The sequence below is a fragment of the Cyanobacteria bacterium FACHB-DQ100 genome (assembly GCA_014695195.1).
In the GTDB taxonomy this organism is placed as follows: domain Bacteria; phylum Cyanobacteriota; class Cyanobacteriia; order Leptolyngbyales; family Leptolyngbyaceae; genus Leptolyngbya.
This window is the reverse complement of the sequence record JACJNW010000003.1, coordinates 1-14,683: the sequence shown is the minus strand read 5'-3', so window position 1 is coordinate 14,683 and position 14,683 is coordinate 1. Positions and strand designations below refer to the sequence as shown.

General features: G+C 49.0%; 19 protein-coding genes and 5 pseudogenes. 14 read left to right on the top strand and 10 right to left on the bottom strand.

Annotated elements, in window-relative coordinates:
- Together H6F51_00240 and H6F51_00235 are read left to right on the top strand one after the other, a co-directional pair.
- On the top strand, positions 1-234 hold a 234-nt coding region (locus tag H6F51_00240; protein MBD1820955.1), incomplete at its 5' end, for a Mo-dependent nitrogenase C-terminal domain-containing protein.
- A gap of 99 nt (positions 235-333) precedes the next feature.
- Positions 334-1,167: a dienelactone hydrolase family protein gene (locus tag H6F51_00235; protein MBD1820954.1), complete on the top strand. Its 834-nt coding sequence runs from the start codon at positions 334-336 to the stop codon at positions 1,165-1,167.
- Between the two features lie 226 nt (positions 1,168-1,393).
- Here H6F51_00235 and H6F51_00230 read toward each other — a convergent pair.
- The 6 genes and pseudogenes from H6F51_00230 to H6F51_00205 form a co-directional block, all read right to left on the bottom strand.
- Positions 1,394-2,111 (bottom strand): annotated as a pseudogene (locus H6F51_00230) (transposase).
- A gap of 372 nt (positions 2,112-2,483) precedes the next feature.
- On the bottom strand, positions 2,484-3,563 hold the full coding sequence (locus H6F51_00225; protein ID MBD1820953.1) for an alkene reductase: 1,080 nt from the start codon (positions 3,561-3,563) through the stop codon (positions 2,484-2,486).
- A gap of 622 nt (positions 3,564-4,185) precedes the next feature.
- Complete coding sequence (locus tag H6F51_00220; GenBank protein ID MBD1820952.1) at positions 4,186-4,611, bottom strand: hypothetical protein; 426 nt, start codon at positions 4,609-4,611, stop codon at positions 4,186-4,188.
- 144 nt (positions 4,612-4,755) lie between these two features.
- Positions 4,756-5,367, bottom strand: a complete 612-nt coding sequence (gene clpP / locus H6F51_00215) for an ATP-dependent Clp endopeptidase proteolytic subunit ClpP (GenBank protein ID MBD1820951.1) — start codon at positions 5,365-5,367, stop codon at positions 4,756-4,758.
- A 39-nt stretch (positions 5,368-5,406) separates the two neighbouring features.
- Complete coding sequence (locus tag H6F51_00210) at positions 5,407-5,829, bottom strand: SRPBCC domain-containing protein (protein ID MBD1820950.1); 423 nt, start codon at positions 5,827-5,829, stop codon at positions 5,407-5,409.
- Positions 5,822-6,151 (bottom strand): helix-turn-helix transcriptional regulator, encoded by a 330-nt coding sequence (locus H6F51_00205; protein ID MBD1820949.1) that lies wholly within the window; start codon positions 6,149-6,151, stop codon positions 5,822-5,824. The genes H6F51_00210 and H6F51_00205 overlap by 8 nt, the downstream gene beginning before the upstream one ends.
- 87 nt (positions 6,152-6,238) lie before the next feature.
- Here H6F51_00205 and H6F51_00200 point away from each other — a divergent pair, with 87 nt between their 5' ends.
- Positions 6,239-6,814: an ATP-dependent Clp protease proteolytic subunit gene (locus H6F51_00200; protein ID MBD1820948.1), complete on the top strand. Its 576-nt coding sequence runs from the start codon at positions 6,239-6,241 to the stop codon at positions 6,812-6,814.
- A 53-nt stretch (positions 6,815-6,867) separates the two neighbouring features.
- Here the strand turns inward: H6F51_00200 and rsgA are convergent, their stop codons facing one another.
- Entirely contained in the window at positions 6,868-7,929 is a 1,062-nt protein-coding gene (gene rsgA, locus H6F51_00195) for a ribosome small subunit-dependent GTPase A (GenBank protein ID MBD1820947.1), read from the bottom strand.
- 318 nt (positions 7,930-8,247) lie between these two features.
- Here rsgA and H6F51_00190 point away from each other — a divergent pair.
- A pseudogene (locus H6F51_00190) lies at positions 8,248-8,400 on the top strand (excalibur calcium-binding domain-containing protein).
- Positions 8,401-8,415: 15 nt separating this feature from the next.
- On the opposite strand, the pseudogene H6F51_00185 reads toward H6F51_00190, so the two are convergent.
- The 3 genes and pseudogenes from H6F51_00185 to H6F51_00175 all read right to left on the bottom strand — a co-directional run bounded on the left by H6F51_00185 (position 8,416) and on the right by H6F51_00175 (position 11,161).
- Positions 8,416-8,967, bottom strand: a pseudogene (locus tag H6F51_00185) (hypothetical protein).
- Between the two features lie 334 nt (positions 8,968-9,301).
- The gene (locus H6F51_00180; GenBank protein ID MBD1820946.1) at positions 9,302-9,892 is read right to left on the bottom strand and encodes a Uma2 family endonuclease; all 591 of its coding nucleotides are present in this window, start codon (positions 9,890-9,892) and stop codon (positions 9,302-9,304) included.
- Positions 9,893-9,973: 81 nt separating this feature from the next.
- Positions 9,974-11,161 (bottom strand): hypothetical protein, encoded by a 1,188-nt coding sequence (locus H6F51_00175; protein MBD1820945.1) that lies wholly within the window; start codon positions 11,159-11,161, stop codon positions 9,974-9,976.
- A gap of 183 nt (positions 11,162-11,344) precedes the next feature.
- Here H6F51_00175 and H6F51_00170 point away from each other — a divergent pair, with 183 nt between their 5' ends.
- The 10 genes and pseudogenes from H6F51_00170 (at position 11,345) to H6F51_00125 (ending at position 14,587) form a co-directional block, all read left to right on the top strand.
- The gene (locus H6F51_00170; GenBank protein ID MBD1820944.1) at positions 11,345-11,572 is read left to right on the top strand and encodes a hypothetical protein; all 228 of its coding nucleotides are present in this window, start codon (positions 11,345-11,347) and stop codon (positions 11,570-11,572) included.
- Positions 11,573-11,649: 77 nt separating this feature from the next.
- Positions 11,650-12,141: a hypothetical protein gene (locus H6F51_00165; GenBank protein ID MBD1820943.1), complete on the top strand. Its 492-nt coding sequence runs from the start codon at positions 11,650-11,652 to the stop codon at positions 12,139-12,141.
- A 194-nt stretch (positions 12,142-12,335) separates the two neighbouring features.
- Positions 12,336-12,620, top strand: a pseudogene (locus H6F51_00160) (hypothetical protein).
- Positions 12,617-12,856, top strand: a complete 240-nt coding sequence (locus tag H6F51_00155; GenBank protein MBD1820942.1) for a hypothetical protein — start codon at positions 12,617-12,619, stop codon at positions 12,854-12,856. Before H6F51_00160 ends, H6F51_00155 begins: the two are co-directional and overlap by 4 nt.
- Complete coding sequence (locus H6F51_00150) at positions 12,853-13,086, top strand: DUF2283 domain-containing protein (protein MBD1820941.1); 234 nt, start codon at positions 12,853-12,855, stop codon at positions 13,084-13,086. Before H6F51_00155 ends, H6F51_00150 begins: the two co-directional genes overlap by 4 nt.
- Positions 13,087-13,147: 61 nt before the next feature.
- On the top strand, positions 13,148-13,465 hold the full coding sequence (locus H6F51_00145; GenBank protein ID MBD1820940.1) for a nucleotidyltransferase family protein: 318 nt from the start codon (positions 13,148-13,150) through the stop codon (positions 13,463-13,465).
- A complete protein-coding gene (locus H6F51_00140) occupies positions 13,449-13,820 on the top strand; it encodes a DUF86 domain-containing protein (GenBank protein ID MBD1820939.1) in 372 nt (123 codons plus the stop codon). The genes H6F51_00145 and H6F51_00140 overlap by 17 nt, the downstream gene beginning before the upstream one ends.
- Before the next feature lie 38 nt (positions 13,821-13,858).
- Positions 13,859-14,151: pseudogene (locus H6F51_00135) on the top strand (hypothetical protein).
- 35 nt (positions 14,152-14,186) lie between these two features.
- On the top strand, positions 14,187-14,426 hold the full coding sequence (locus H6F51_00130; GenBank protein ID MBD1820938.1) for a DUF2281 domain-containing protein: 240 nt from the start codon (positions 14,187-14,189) through the stop codon (positions 14,424-14,426).
- A complete protein-coding gene (locus tag H6F51_00125; protein ID MBD1820937.1) occupies positions 14,426-14,587 on the top strand; it encodes a hypothetical protein in 162 nt (53 codons plus the stop codon). Before H6F51_00130 ends, H6F51_00125 begins: the two co-directional genes overlap by 1 nt.
- Positions 14,588-14,683: the final 96 nt, after the last annotated feature.

Genomic DNA, 14,683 nt, shown 5'->3' with positions numbered 1-14,683 from the left:
CAAAAATTGGACGAGTTCGAGATTCGTAATTCAGAAACTGCCCATTTTTTCTGTCGCCTGATTCCGGCTCAGTGTCCCTTTGAACGCGATATCTGCTTCTTCGGTCATGTTCTGCTCCACATTCCGCCGATGTGCAAACTGAACCCGTTCTATGAGCAGTTGGTAGGACTACGGTTCAAAGCGCTCTGTTACCTAGCTGATGTATGTGGTGAAGACATCGCGGTTTATTGTTAATCACCGATAGGGATAAAAAGAAAAGACTAGAGAACTTAAACTATGCTAGGAGAATTGATCAGCCACTAGAATCAAGACGAAATGACTTCGTGGTTGAAAATGACAAAAGAATTGACGCGCCGCAGATTTATCGCAACTGCCACCCTTGCAACGGGCTTCGCCCTGGCAGCACAACCTATTTCTGCCAAAACCATTACCACCGATACAAAAGGATTGATTGCAGGGGCTGTCAAAATTCCCGTTTCGGATGGCGCAATTCCGGCTTATCAAGCGCAGCCTGCGATGGGTTCTAACTTTCCGATTGTTTTAGTGATTCAGGAAATCTTTGGAGTTCATGAACATATTCAAGATACCTGTCGTCGATTTGCCAAGTTAGGATATATCGCGATCGCACCTGAATTGTTCACACGCCAAGGCGATGTCTCGAAGTTAAGCAGCATTGATCAAATTCGCCCTATTGTCGCCAAAGTCCCTGATGCTCAAGTAATGTCCGATCTCGATGCAACTGTAAATTGGGCAGTACAATGTGCAAAAGGAAATGCTAACCGATTAGGAATTACAGGTTTTTGCTGGGGAGGACGGATTACCTGGCTCTATACAGCACATAATCCTCAAGTCAAAGCAGGGGGAGCATGGTATGGGCGACTCGTCGGGGATAAAACACCACTAACCCCTAAGCATCCGATCGATATTGCCTCTACGCTCAAGGTTCCAGTTCTAGGGCTGTATGGCGGCAAAGATACAGGCATTCCTCTTGAGACGGTACAACAGATGCAAAATCGGCTCAAAACTGGAAGTAGTCACTCTGAAATGATTGTTTATCCAGATGCACCTCATGCTTTCTTTGCGGATTATCGCCCCTCTTATCGAGAGGCAGAAGCCAAGGACGGATGGCAACGACTTCAAAAATGGTTTAAACAGCAGGGAGTTTAATCAGCGACCTCAACATCGCCCCCCACAATTCCGCTTGCTGCGAATACATCCCGTCTCCGCAAATCGCTCTCCATGCTTCCTCACAGTCGGATAAGCCAACCACTGAAGCGGAATGTCCGTCACCTTCCAGACCAGCCGACCAGAAGAGTGCAACACATCCGAGACTTCCTCGAAACTCGGATGTGTTGCACTCTTCTAGTTCTGCCTGGAATGCTGACCATTGCGAGCGTTCCTGAAAAATAGCCGCATCGAAAATAGCCTTGCGTCCCCGCTTCGGAGTCTTTCTGCCGCGTGGATTTGCAGGAATGTTGGGAATCATGCCGCGATTGAAGATGGCTCTCCGGTTGGCTCGGCTATCGTAAACGCCATCGAGAGAGACGAGCGTCGGTTTAGGTCAAGCCCGGCCATTTGAGCGATGCGGGTGACTTTCGGCAGGGCGGTCTGCAACAGTGGAAACTCATTCCGATTGCCAGGAGCTGAAACAAACGGGGCAATCACATTGCAGTTGCTTTCTGTGACCGCAACTGCAATGTGCCCTTTGAGATGCTTGTGTCCGCTAAATCCGAGATTGTCTCCGCCTTCCTTCGTTGCGGTTGTTCCGTCGCCATGGATTACGCTGATATCCAGCAACGCTTGCTGGTGAAGGAGTCCTACCGTCCCGCAAAAATGGCATCGAAACATCCTTGAGCTTCATAGTGCCGAAAGGCAGCATAGACACGAGTGTAATGAATTTCTGGTCGCCCTTCCTTGTCCTGCTTGATCGGCAGTTCTTTCCACTGGCAGCCGAGGTACAAGAGCTTCAAAATATAGTTGAAGATTGTGTGCAAAGAGAGCTTTAGCTGAGGACCACGGCTGCCGAGGTGCAGGTGGGGCAAGACAAATTCTTCAAACTGTTCTAACGTCAAATGTGTGGGAATTGATTGCCACCGTTGTATTTGGGGCATTCTTGATCCTGCCGACGGTTCAACTAGAAAGACTTGAGCCATTTTAGTCAGAAACGATAACAGTCCAGGCATACAGGAGCTTTCAGACAATTTCGCTCACGCAGGAAAACCCGCAATCAGTTGAAGATTAAAGAATCGAGATTTAAACGTTCATGCCGAATAATTTCCAACTACGCCCTAACCACCTAAATGGAGCGGGATAACGTCCCGGTTGAGCGGCAGCAGATCGACTTTCACGATAGACGAAAAGACTTCCAACTGTCCGCTCCAACGATTTCTTAGCCTGTTTCTTCGCGTTCAACGAATCAACTCGCCACACTGCCATACCTGTCGAACGTAATGAAGTATGAACGCAAAACTAGCAACATCGATTTAAGCTGCAGCTAAATACGGATAATCTGTATATCCTTGCGCTCCAGGCGAGTAGAACTTGCTCGGATCTGGAGCATTCAGCGGCGCATTCTGAGCAAAGCGATTCGGCAGATCAGGATTGGCTAAAAACGAGGTTCCAAAAGCGATTGCATCCAATTGACCATCGGAAATCGCATGTTCCGCCTCTTCTGCCGTATATCCTGTATTGCCGACTAAGACCCCATGGTAGGCTGCACGAATCGGAGTCAGAATGTTGCCTTGTTGCTCACCCAGAGCATCACCCCGCATCACATGCAGATACGCAAGGTTGTAATTGTTGAGGCGAGTGGCTAACCAGGTGAACGTGCCAACCGGATCGCTGTCTTTCATGCTGTTGTAGCTACTGAGTGGCGAGAGTCTTAAGCCCACGCGATCGCTGCCCCAAACGTCGATGGTCGCCTCCAACACCTCGAGCATCAAGCGGGCACGATTCTCAACCGAACCCCCATAAGCACCGCTCCGTTGATTACTCCCATCCCGCAGGAATTCATCCAGTAAGTAACCGTTTGCGCCGTGAATTTCGACTCCATCGAATCCAGCGGTTTTCGCATTTTTAGCCGCAGACCGGAACCCTGCAATAATCGTCGAAATTTCGTCATCCTCTAGCGCACGAGGCGTGACATAAGGAACTTTACCCTGCGGCGCATGAAATTCGTCGTTTGTAATCGGAATGGCACTGGGAGCGACCGGAATGGCACCGTGATTCAACAACGGGTGACAAGCTCGACCCCCATGCCAGAGCTGAAGCACAATCCGACCTCCTTTGGCGTGAACGGCATTGGTGACTTGTTTCCATCCTGCAACCTGAGCATCATTGTGAACTCCGGGTTCCGTGCCAAATGCAGAACAACCTGGTAGGACAGCAGTCGCTTCTGCAATAATCAGTCCAGCGCTGGCGCGTTGACTGTAATATTCTGCCATCAATAGAGTGGGAACATGAGCTTGATCGGCACGGCAGCGGGTTAGAGGAGCCATGAGGATTCGGTTTGGCAGCTTTAGAGCACCGACTTGCAGAGCGGAAAAGAGGTGAGGTAGTGACATGAAACGACAACCAAAGTTGAGGATGCGATTAGTCTAGCTCATTGCAGTGGTGAGGCAGGATTGGCTAATGTTTCCATTGGGATCGCGGTAGGGACATAGCTTCGGAATGATACGAAACAGAATCGCTTTAGTCTTATTGCTGTTCCGCCCCGAAATGAAGATGCGGGGCTAACGATCGCGCTCACCAGATATGGATAGGTCATATAACTCAATCGATCGTGTTGATATTTCCAGCGCAACAAACGCTCCCAGAATCAATAATCACCGCTCTGAGACAGAACCATCAGTGCTTGTGAAACGTGGGAAGCTGTGGATTTCAGAGATAGTACAGCAGGAAGCAGCAAAACAGCGAGAGCAGCAAATAGCCAACGATTGAGTGAAACAAGAGACGTTAAAGCGGTGACAAAGGCATCGTCGCTTCACTCGATACTTTGCAAAGTGGAATGGCCCAATTTTCCCTGAAATCGTTGAAGACCCGCTCGCGCATCAATCGAGTCTCCGAGGCTCACCACTCTGACATTGAAGCGTGAGCGGTGCGATTGAGTTGCCCACGCATAACTACATCCATGATCGGTGCAGGTGGAAATTGCTATTCTATCGCAGTCAGATTACCTTCCTTGACCTACGGATTGAACAAAGTCTTGACCCCAAACGCTGCAACATCATCGGAGGTTCCCTGAGGTCCATACGTCTGTGAGAAAACCATGTTCAGGGGGTGAGCTATGTTATTGGCTTGCCGATTCACGACGGCATCCACGATCGGACCCCCTGAATTCTCTAGTTGTACTGCGCGATCATTCGCTGCATTAAGCTTGGGTGTGTCGCTGACTTGCACCGTGCTAACTTGATCTGAAGTGAGAGGTGTCAGATTGATCGCTTGAGTTGCACTCGGTGCGGGTGGGCGACTTTCTCGGCTACGAGATTCCGCAATGGCAGCAACATCATTAGACGTCAGATGCGTTTGATTAGGCACTTGTGCACGAGCAGATTGAGCCGTTACGGTTGTCAGAGTCACTAATCCGAGCAGAGCGAGTGTTTGGAATTTCATGATCCATCTCCTGAGTGTTTAGAGGACTACAGTGTTGATTAAAGAGGAGGGATCTGAGAGACTGCTTGAGCGTGACTGTGAATTGGGAAAACTTTAGCTGAGAACTTGATGAGCGCGATCGATCGATCGACTCATCAATTCCTGCTATCTAGCTGCTACCAGTTCAGCGAGCATCTGGAGCACTGGACGATCAATCACTCGATCAATCAAGCCATACTCCACGGCTTCCTGTGCGGACATATAAAAATCCCGCTCGGTATCTTGCTCAATTTGCTTCAGCGATCGCCCCGTATAGTTCGCCATGCGCTGATTGATCTGGTTCTTGACATAGAGAATTTCCTTCGCTTGAATCTCGATATCAACCGCTTGTCCTTGTGCACCGCCCGAAGGCTGATGAATCATAATCCGCGAACTCGGCAAACTGCTCCGCTTCCCTTTCGCACCCGCACCTAAGAGAAACGCACCCATACTTGCTGCAAAGCCATAGCAAATTGTACAAACATCGGGGCGAATGTGGTTCATCGTGTCATAGATGCCCAGCCCATCATTTACAGAGCCACCGGGAGAATTGATGTAGAGGTAGATATCTTTGTCTGGGTCTTCGGCTTCGAGAAAGAGCAATTGCGCCACAATCCGGTTTGCCATTTCGGGCATCACGGGTTCCGCAAGAAAAATAATGCGCTCTCGTAGCAGCCGGGAGTAAATGTCGAAGGCGCGATCGCCTCGACCCGATTGTTCAACAACAGTCGGAATCATGATGGTAGTTCCTTGAATGAAGTAAATCAGAAATTGGGTTTAAGCGACAATCAAAAGCGCCCCTTCGAGTTCTAGTAACTGCTTGAGGGTAGACAAGCACAGCGCCCATCTGTCGCTGTTGCTGAGATAGCTTTGGGCTTCTAGTCGATAGTGAATCACGGTCAGCTTGACCTGATGTGCAGATGGCTCTAATAAGAAGCGGACACGAGAAGGCTGTGTGTGATCAAAAAACTGGAAGGTATAGGAAAGCTGATGCGGCGGTTCAGACTGCAAGATTTCACCAATGGTTTGTGATTCACCTGCTGAGTCTACTTGCTCTACAGTCGAACCTTCTTGCCAATCCGATTGTAGTTGTCGCTCTCCCCAATATTGCTGCATGAAGGCTTCGCTAGTGATGGCTGCCCAGAGCTGCTCGATCGTCGTCGCAATGTAGGTGACATAAACAAAGGTCGGTTTACTCATGGTCAGTCTCCTGTGAAGTTTCTTCGAGGGTGCATTTGAGTTGACTTAACGCATCAAGTTGGGAGCGATCGTATTTGCTGAGCCAGCGATCGTAGATCTCTTGAATCGGAGCAGGATTGAGATAATGCAGTTTCTCTCGCCCCTGCCAAAGTGTGACGACAAGGTTTGCAGCCTCTAACACCGCAAGATGTTTACTGACCGCTTGCCGCGTCATGACAAGATGTTCGCAGAGTTCTCCAAGGGTTTGTCCATTGTGGGTGTACAACTGATCGAGCAATTTTCTCCGACTGGAATCAGAGAGGGCTTTAAACACGGCATCCATATCTCTTATTATGCAACTAAATGGTTGCATGTCAAGTCTACTAAAATCGAGGTGCGCCGCTTGACAGTGATGCAGGGAGGAACACCAATGAATCTGTTCAACAACGCTTCAAATGCAGGCATGAATTTTGACGATCAGTGGATACGATCTCGCACGCTATTCTTACGACAACCGATCACCCATGAGGTTACGAATGAGTTCATTGCTCAACTGCTGTATTTGGAAGGAGAGAACCCAGATGCTGCGATCCAACTTCACATTCAGACTGAGGCAGGGTCGGTTGCGGCTGGGCTGGCAATTTATGACATGATTCGGAGTCTATGTGCTCCCATTCATACGCGATGTCTGGGCGTTGCTGATGGAATTGGATCGTTGCTATTAGCAATCGGCCCTCCTGGGCATCGATCGGCGCAGCCTCATGCTCGTATCCGATTTGCGCAGCCGGATACTTCGTTCTCTGGAGGAACTGCCTACGAGATCGAAGCGGCAGCCAGAGAAGTCTTTCGACAACGCCACAGGCTTTACGAACTCTATGCCGAAGCAACAGGACAACCCATTGAACGAATCACGGAAGATAGCACCCGCCGGACGTTTCTGTCAGCGACGGATGCGCTAGCCTATGGGCTGATTGATCACATCATTCAGCCTGGTGTACAGAAATGAGCCACTTCAATCCTAGATGAAGCAGCTATTCATCCAAGATCAAAAATTGTCCTTTACCACTGCTGTTTAGAATGGTTTCGCATCGATTTGTGAATCTTCTTCCAGCGTTGTTTCTCTGCCATCGCTGCCTGCTGATCCTGTTTACGAGCGAGATAGTGAAGTTCTCGCTGCAACTTCTGATAGTTCAGCAATCGCTGAGCGTCGAGCTGTCCTTCCAGAATTGCTTGCTGAACTGCACAACCGGGTTCTTGTTCATGTTGACAATTACGGAAGCGGCAGCGTTGCGCAATCGCTTCAATATCCGTGAACGTTTCTGGCAGGCTCCCTAAACTCGACCAGGGCTGCAATTCCCGCATTCCCGGCGTGTCGATGATTAATGCTCCTGAGGGTAAAGGAATTAATTGTCGATGTGTGGTTGTATGTTTACCGCGATCGTCACCCTGTCGAACCGATTGAACAGATTGCACCTGCTCACCCTTCAGTTGATTTGTGAGTGTGGACTTACCCACGCCAGAAGAGCCGAGTAATGCGATCGTTTTTCCAAGTTGAAGGTAAGGCTGGAGCGCCTCCACGCCTTGTTGCTGTGCTGCACTGAGCGCAATCACAGCCACACCGAGCGAGATCGCTTCCACCTCCGCAATCCGTTGGTCGAGATCAGGACAGAGATCCGCTTTGTTCAACACGATGACAGGGACAGCCCCGCTATCCCAAACCAAGATGAGATATCTTTCAATTCGTCTCAGATTAAAATCGCCATCTAACCCAGTCACGAGAAACACAGTGTCAACGTTAGTCGCGATCACTTGTTCCTCAGTTGTGCTACCTGCCACTTTGCGGGAGAATTTGCTGACCCGTGGCAAAATGGCTTGGATTGTTGCTTGCTGTTCAGTTTGTTGAACGGCAACCCAGTCACCTACTGCGGGAAAATCTTGAATTCCAGTCGCTCGGTGTCTCAGTTTGCCTGAGACTTCTGCAAATTGCTCACCTTGTTCGGTGTAGAGGAGATAGCGATCTCGGTACTCCACCGCAACTCGACCTGCAACGAATCCGTGTTGGCAATATGGCATGAAGCTGGAAGCCATACGGTTGCTCCAGCCCAATTGTTCTAAATTCATGAGTGTTGCTTGCTGTGATTACAACTTGTTTGCGGCAAGGTTCACAGCAGAGTGCTAAGAGTTAGTCCTGAGTGATGCAGGAGCAAACACAACTCTCTGTGCCTTGCGTTTGAGGTATGAGTGTCATTTCAATGACTTGAGCGGCAAAGAATACAGTCATCGTCCACCTCCTTGCACAGAAGCAACGTAGAGAGACAACACATTTACGTTAACTGATTCCTAATATCTGATCACAACTTTGCTGTAAACTTTCGTGACGCTGGAGTGCTGTGTTGTATTCATGTGTTGACGACTCCCTGCACCTTTAGTTACGGGGAGTCGTCAATGCTAGCTTGCGTCAAGACAGACTGCGATTGTGGAGACTTCTCGAGTTGGGAAGAGGCTCAACGGGTGTTCCAAGCTTTTCCAAATGACCCCTTTGGGTTGGATCGCGATCGCGATGGTGTTGCTTGTGAATCATTACGTCGATAAGGCTGCTTTCAGCTTTCATCCGAATCGACTCAGATTTCGAGTTTCTGCAACCTGCTCAATGAAATCAACGACCGCATGAGCTAAGGATGCAGCGAAAAGGTCTTGTCGCAGCCGCGAAAACCGGATCGCTGCATCCTCCTGAAGCACCTGGGACAAAGATTTCGAGGCGTTGTATTGACTGTAGGCGAGTTCAAAGTAGGGCTGGGCTTGCTGAAGTCGTTCAACTGTGGGTAAGCGATCGCGTTTGACGTGGGAATTGAATTTTGGGTCGGCAGGAACGAGATTCCAAAGCTCGTTGATCGGGTAAACGGATACGGGCAGCAGATGGTCTAGATCGTAAGCAACGCCCTGGGTGATTCCGCGCTGCGTCCAGGGACAAATGAATGTATTGCCTTCGAGAATTAGTAGGTCGATTTTGTTGCGTTCCCAAGTGAGCGGACGGCGATTATCAGGGCGATCCGTCAGTAGCTTGTAAATGTGCCCGCGATCGAGGCTGGAATCGTCTTGCTTGACGGACTCCGTGAATAAGCACCACTCATGAATGCACAAAGCTTCGACTGCTGAAAGATGCCCTCGCGTTGCCCAACATTCGAGCTAAACAGGTGGTCTGGCAGATTGAAACCTTGCAGCTTCAATTCCTTAAACTTTTGCCTCAAAAAATCCGCCGCTACTGAAATCTTGTTGCGCTGAAATTCATTAACAACCTGTTATGTCACAAAAATGTATTCCACCTGTTCCCCCAGGGGTGCAAGCAGCTTTCTACCCTGATCTATGCGATACAGGTCAAGGTATTTATTAGCGTCGATAAACAACAGAGCATCATCGGCTGGCATAGAACTCCTCAATTTAATGTTCTGACTCTAAACGGTTGCTAAACAACGATCGCGCCATTCGCAACCCCTCATCTACCCGCCCTCAAAATCTGCTCGGCTGTCAACTGCAAGTCTGGAAAAGTTTGAGAAACGACGCGATCGCTGCCTCGAAACTCTCTAGCCTGGTACTCTTCACTGTCTAGACTCAGCACTCGCACAACAGCTCGATGTGGGTCTACTTGCCAGAATTCAGGAATTCTACGCGCTGCATACTCGCTTGGCTTCTCGATGTAATCGCGATCGTAATTCTCAGTCCCCGGTTCGCCCGGTGAAACTACTTCGACGACCAACGAAGGCGGTGGCATTGCGCCAGTGATGACGGCGGTTTTCATTCCTTCCAATGCGATCGCGCATTCTTCGGTTAATACAACGAAGTCAGGTTGTCTCGCTGTTACCTTTCGGCTTGTAATGGCGATTTGAATGCCGATAACAAGCAAATCTGTTGAGATTCCAAGTCTAACGAATGCGCCAAACAGAAATGAGGCAATTTTTTGATTCAATCGGCTCTCAGGAGGCATCTCTACCAGCACCCCGTCAACCAACTCGTAGCGAGTATCGGCTCCATCGTCATAGTCAAGATATTCTTCAATTGTTTTGAATCGCGGCTTGGCTTGGGTCATGAGTTTTTATTTTTAAAGTAGCGCGATCGTGATGGCGTTGCTTGCGAATCGTTGCGCCGATAAAGACGCTGGTTTCAGGCTTCATCCGAATCGGCTCAAATTCCGAGTTTCAGCGACCTGCTCAATAAAATCAGCAACCGCGTGGGCTAAGGATGCAGCGAAAAGGTCTTGTCGCAGCCGCGAGAACCGGATCGCTGCATCCTCCTGAAGCACCTGCGATAAGGATTTTGAAGCATTGTATTGATTGTATGCGAGTTCAAAATAGGGCTGGGCTTGCTGAAGTCGTTCAATTGTGGGTAAGCGATCGCGTTTGACGTGGGAATTGAATTTTGGGTCAGCAGGAACGAGATTCCAAAGCTCGTTGATCGGATAGACGGATACGGGCAGCAGATGATCTAGATCGTAAGCAATGCCTTGAGTAATTTCGCGCTGCGTCCAGGGACAAATGAATGTGTTGCCTTCGAGGATGAGGAGATCGATCTTGTTGCGTTCCCAGGTGAGCGGACGGCGATTATCAGGGCGATCCGTTAGCAGCTTGTAAATGTGCCCGCGATCGATATTTGAATGGTCTTGCTTGACGGACTCGGTGAACAAGCACCACTCGTGAATACATAGCGCTTCGACCCAGAGCGACATTTCCCGAAACACCTGCCACAAATCTGCTTTTACGACCAGACATTTTTCATGCGGTTGAGTGCTGGGCACTGCGATCGTGCTGTCGTTTAGCTCCTTAAACTGTTTCGGCTTCTCAAACACCGTCCAGTTTCCTGGACCTGCATACTGAATCGGCATTTCTAGTGTTTTGCTGATGTTCTTGAGAACCTGTTGGTACGCGTCGAGCAATATGGATGGGTACGTCTTACGCTTGCGCGGGACACGCAACTCGTTGATGACGAAAAATCCGTCTGAGGGACGTACAACATTGCCAAGGGAATGTTCCCATAGCTCTCGAAAACCGGTTAGGGCAGGGCGAAACGCCATGTCATTTTTGCACTGATTATCTACGGAAGGCGCCATCTCCCTGGAGGTTGTGGCTCGTTGTCCTTGCCAGATTGGACGATTAAGTTGAGCAAATCCCCAGTAGTAGGCAACCCAGAACTCAGCTAAGAGCCGGAGCGGAATGGCAATGTCTTGGCGATAGCTTCGCAAGTCAGGAAATGACAGCACGACATCGTTAATTGCGCGAAGAAGAGCAATTTTGTAGCTGGTGATCTTAGTGTCGTGTTTGAGAATAGTGCTGATCACCATCCCGGCAGCCTTGTCAGCCATTCTTGGAAATTACGAAGAGTATTAGATATTACTCTAATTTTCTTGAGTAGAACAGGAGAAGATGGATGAACTGGGTGGCAGCGAGAGTCACCTAATATGGTTAGAAATCGTTTTATACCTACGAGAGTATGATAACGGAGGCGACTTGCAGCCAATCTGCTTATTTCGGGCTTCTGTACTTCTATGAGCGCTATTAAAGCCATTCCAGAGCAAGGACAACTCGTTAAGGTGCGGCGGCACCTGTATATGGTGATTGACGGGCTATTTAGCAATCCAGCGTGGGAGCAATTTGAGCAGAATATGAACAGCCTCAAAGCGAGGGCAGAACAGATTTCGAGGGAGATTGAACAGGAAACAGCGTTGATTCGTAAGTGGTTTGAGAACCTAACTGCACAACTGTTTCGTTGGTAGTTACTTTTCTCTTTCAAAAAATTATTCGGCCCTAGTAGGCTAGGAAAGCTGCTGTTTTGTTCAAGAGTGATGGATTCATGCAAAAGACTCATGCCTTCGCCATGCTTGCCCCAGTTCCAGAGATGCACTTGATCTCTGGATTGGAAGCGATCGCGGCTCAACTCGACTCCGATGATTTAGCTCCCGATCAGTTGCCCAAAGTTGCGTTTGGCAGCATGGATTTTGAAGTGTTTGGAGAAGTGGAGAAACTGCGGGATGGTAAAGCGATCGAGGTTTTGATTTATGCGTCTCATGCGAAAGGCGATCAACCCTTGCATCCAGAAGTGACGTGGCGAGGCTTGTACATCGGCTCTGTGGGATCTCGTCGAGGTCGCTACCCTGGAAAAGCAATCTTTCGACCAAAATCTACTGCAACGGATACCCCAACTTGGGCAGTATTTTGGGAAGTTCAAGAGTTAGAACGGCTGAAAACGCCCATCCCAATTAAGAATCTGCGAGGGAAAGATAAGAAAGTAAATTATCAAACACGATTTATTCCCGAAGGTCCAGTTCTGATTCAATATCCTTAACCGTCTATGTCTAATGTCTATTGCTCGTCATCACGCTGAATGGTTGTCGCTGATTAAAGAGCATCGGGTTCGTTTTTGAGTTTGCCTATGCTGCTCAAGACGTTCCCAGCAGGGTTAGATGCTCATGATCGGAGCATTTGAAGTTACTGCAATCGGCATCTGAAGAATGGCAGGACAATCAGTTTGGACTCAAGATCGAAATGGATCAAGCGGTTGCGATCGCCTATGGTTGGCAAGACCTCGACTTAGGGCACGACTTCCACCCAACTAAGCAAGGCATCCGCTTTACCATCAGCGAAACGGCGCGGCGGGAAGTGCTCGATCGACTGTTGCAACTGAACCACGATCGCTACGCCGAAGAAGTTGCCCAAGGCTTACATGACAAGAAAAAATCCAAAGGTAAAGGGAAAAAGATGCAGAGCGATCGTAGTTCCAAAACAGGGGGCAATCCCAAGGTGCAGCAGGGAGAATTGTTTTGAAAACGACGCGCTACTTTGAAGAACAGGTGCTACCCAGACGACCCTACCTTCAGCGAGAATGGTGTGAACGTGCTATCCGAGAACCCATTCGGCGAGAAACTCAACCGGACGGACGCATTCGACATTGGACATACATTCCAGAGCTAGACAAATATCTGCGAGTCGTTACCCTAGAAGATGGTGAAACGATTCATAACGCTTTCCCCGATCGCAACTTCAAAGAGGAGCAACCATGAAATTTCACTATTATGCTGAAACGGACTCACTTTACATTAGTCTCATTGACAAACCGAGTGCAGATTCTCAAGAAGTTGCTGCCGGAATCGTTTTAGACTTTGACAGTGAAGGGCACCTGGTTGGAATTGATATCGATCGCGCCAGTCAAATTGCCGATTTATCTCGGCTTGAAGCAGAAGCATTACCCCTATCCTCGATCGCCCTAGGCAATGCTGCTCAAGCCTCATAACCTACAGACTTGATTGAATAATCTATGGTTAGCAAGTCCTCGACTAAGAAGCAGCCCCATCATGCCCGAACTAACCCAGCGATCGCGAATTCCAGTCCCGTCTGAAAAAATCGCTGAACTTTGCCAAGAGTACCATATTCGCCGACTAGCCCTCTTTGGCTCCGTGCTCCGAGAAGACTTTCGCCCCGATAGCGACATCGACGTTTTAGTTGAATTTGAACCAGGGCACACCCCCGGCTTTGCCTTCATCGACATCCAAGACAAACTCTCAGACCTCTTCGGGCGAACGATTGACCTCAACACTCCCCAAGATCTCAGCCGCTACTTCCGCGATCGCGTCCTGGCAGAAGCCGAGGTTTACTATGAACAACCGGGATGAAGTTCGCTTGCGTCATATGCTCGATGCAGCCAGAAAAGCGATCACCTTTACTCAAGGACGTGAGCGAACCGATCTCGACACTGATGAACTGTTGGCACTGGCAGTTGTCCGTTTAGTAGAAATCTTAGGGGAAGCCGCAAAAAACGTTTCTCAAGATATCCGAGATCAACTTCCTGATATTGCTTGGAGACAAATGGCTGGAACCCGCGATCGATTAACTCACGCTTACTTCGATGTTAACCTCGATATCATTTGGGACATCATCACGAATGACTTACTGCCACTGGTGGAAAAACTAGAAGAATTTTTCATGATACTTAACCCACTGCTACTGATACGCAAATCTACGAGATGAATCTTGCGGTTCCTGCGGAGTTGCGCTTTGCGCTAAACGCCTATGGTTGGCAAGACCCCGATTTGGGGCACGACTTCCACCCAACCAAGCAAGGCATCCGCTTTACCATCAGCGAAACGGCGCGGCGCGAAGTCCTCGAACACGAAGTGCGCTGAAAGTATCGACTCTTGCAACTGAACCACGAGCAGCTTTGCTGTGCCAAAGGCATCGCTACGCCGAAGAAGTTGCCCAAGGCTTACACGACAAGAAAAAACCAAAAGGCAAAGCGAAAACTACGAAAAAGAAAAAATCTGAAGAGCGCCCCCAAGACGAGCAAATCAGCCTGTTCTAGCAGTAAAGTAAAAGCAGCATTGAGGACATCAACGCATGACCAACATCGCGAACCTCGAACAAACCCTAATCGAAACCGTGCGATCGCTCCCTCCCGAACAGCAGCAGGAAGTTTTAGATTTCGCTGAATTTCTGCGGCAAAAAACAACCTCGAAGCAACCACGCCGTAGCCTCAAAGGTCTTTGGGCTGATTTCGACGTGCAGATTAGCGAAGAAGACATCACCGAAGCCCGTCAAGAAATGTGGGGTAACTTTCCCAGGGAGTTCCCAGAGTAATGACCGTTGTTGCAGACACGCATACTTTTATCTGGTACTTACGCGGCTCAAATAGACTGTCCGAAACCGCGCTCAATGTCCTCGATCAAACCATTCAAAACGGCAATCTGATTTATATTGCCTCGATTTCTCTGATCGAAATTGCGATATTGTCAGGTTAACCGGAATGTAGAATAATCGTACTGGTTCAACGCTCGCTCTCAACTTCTTTCCCATGTATTCCCGACATCGATTCCCTGGCGAAATTATTAGCCATT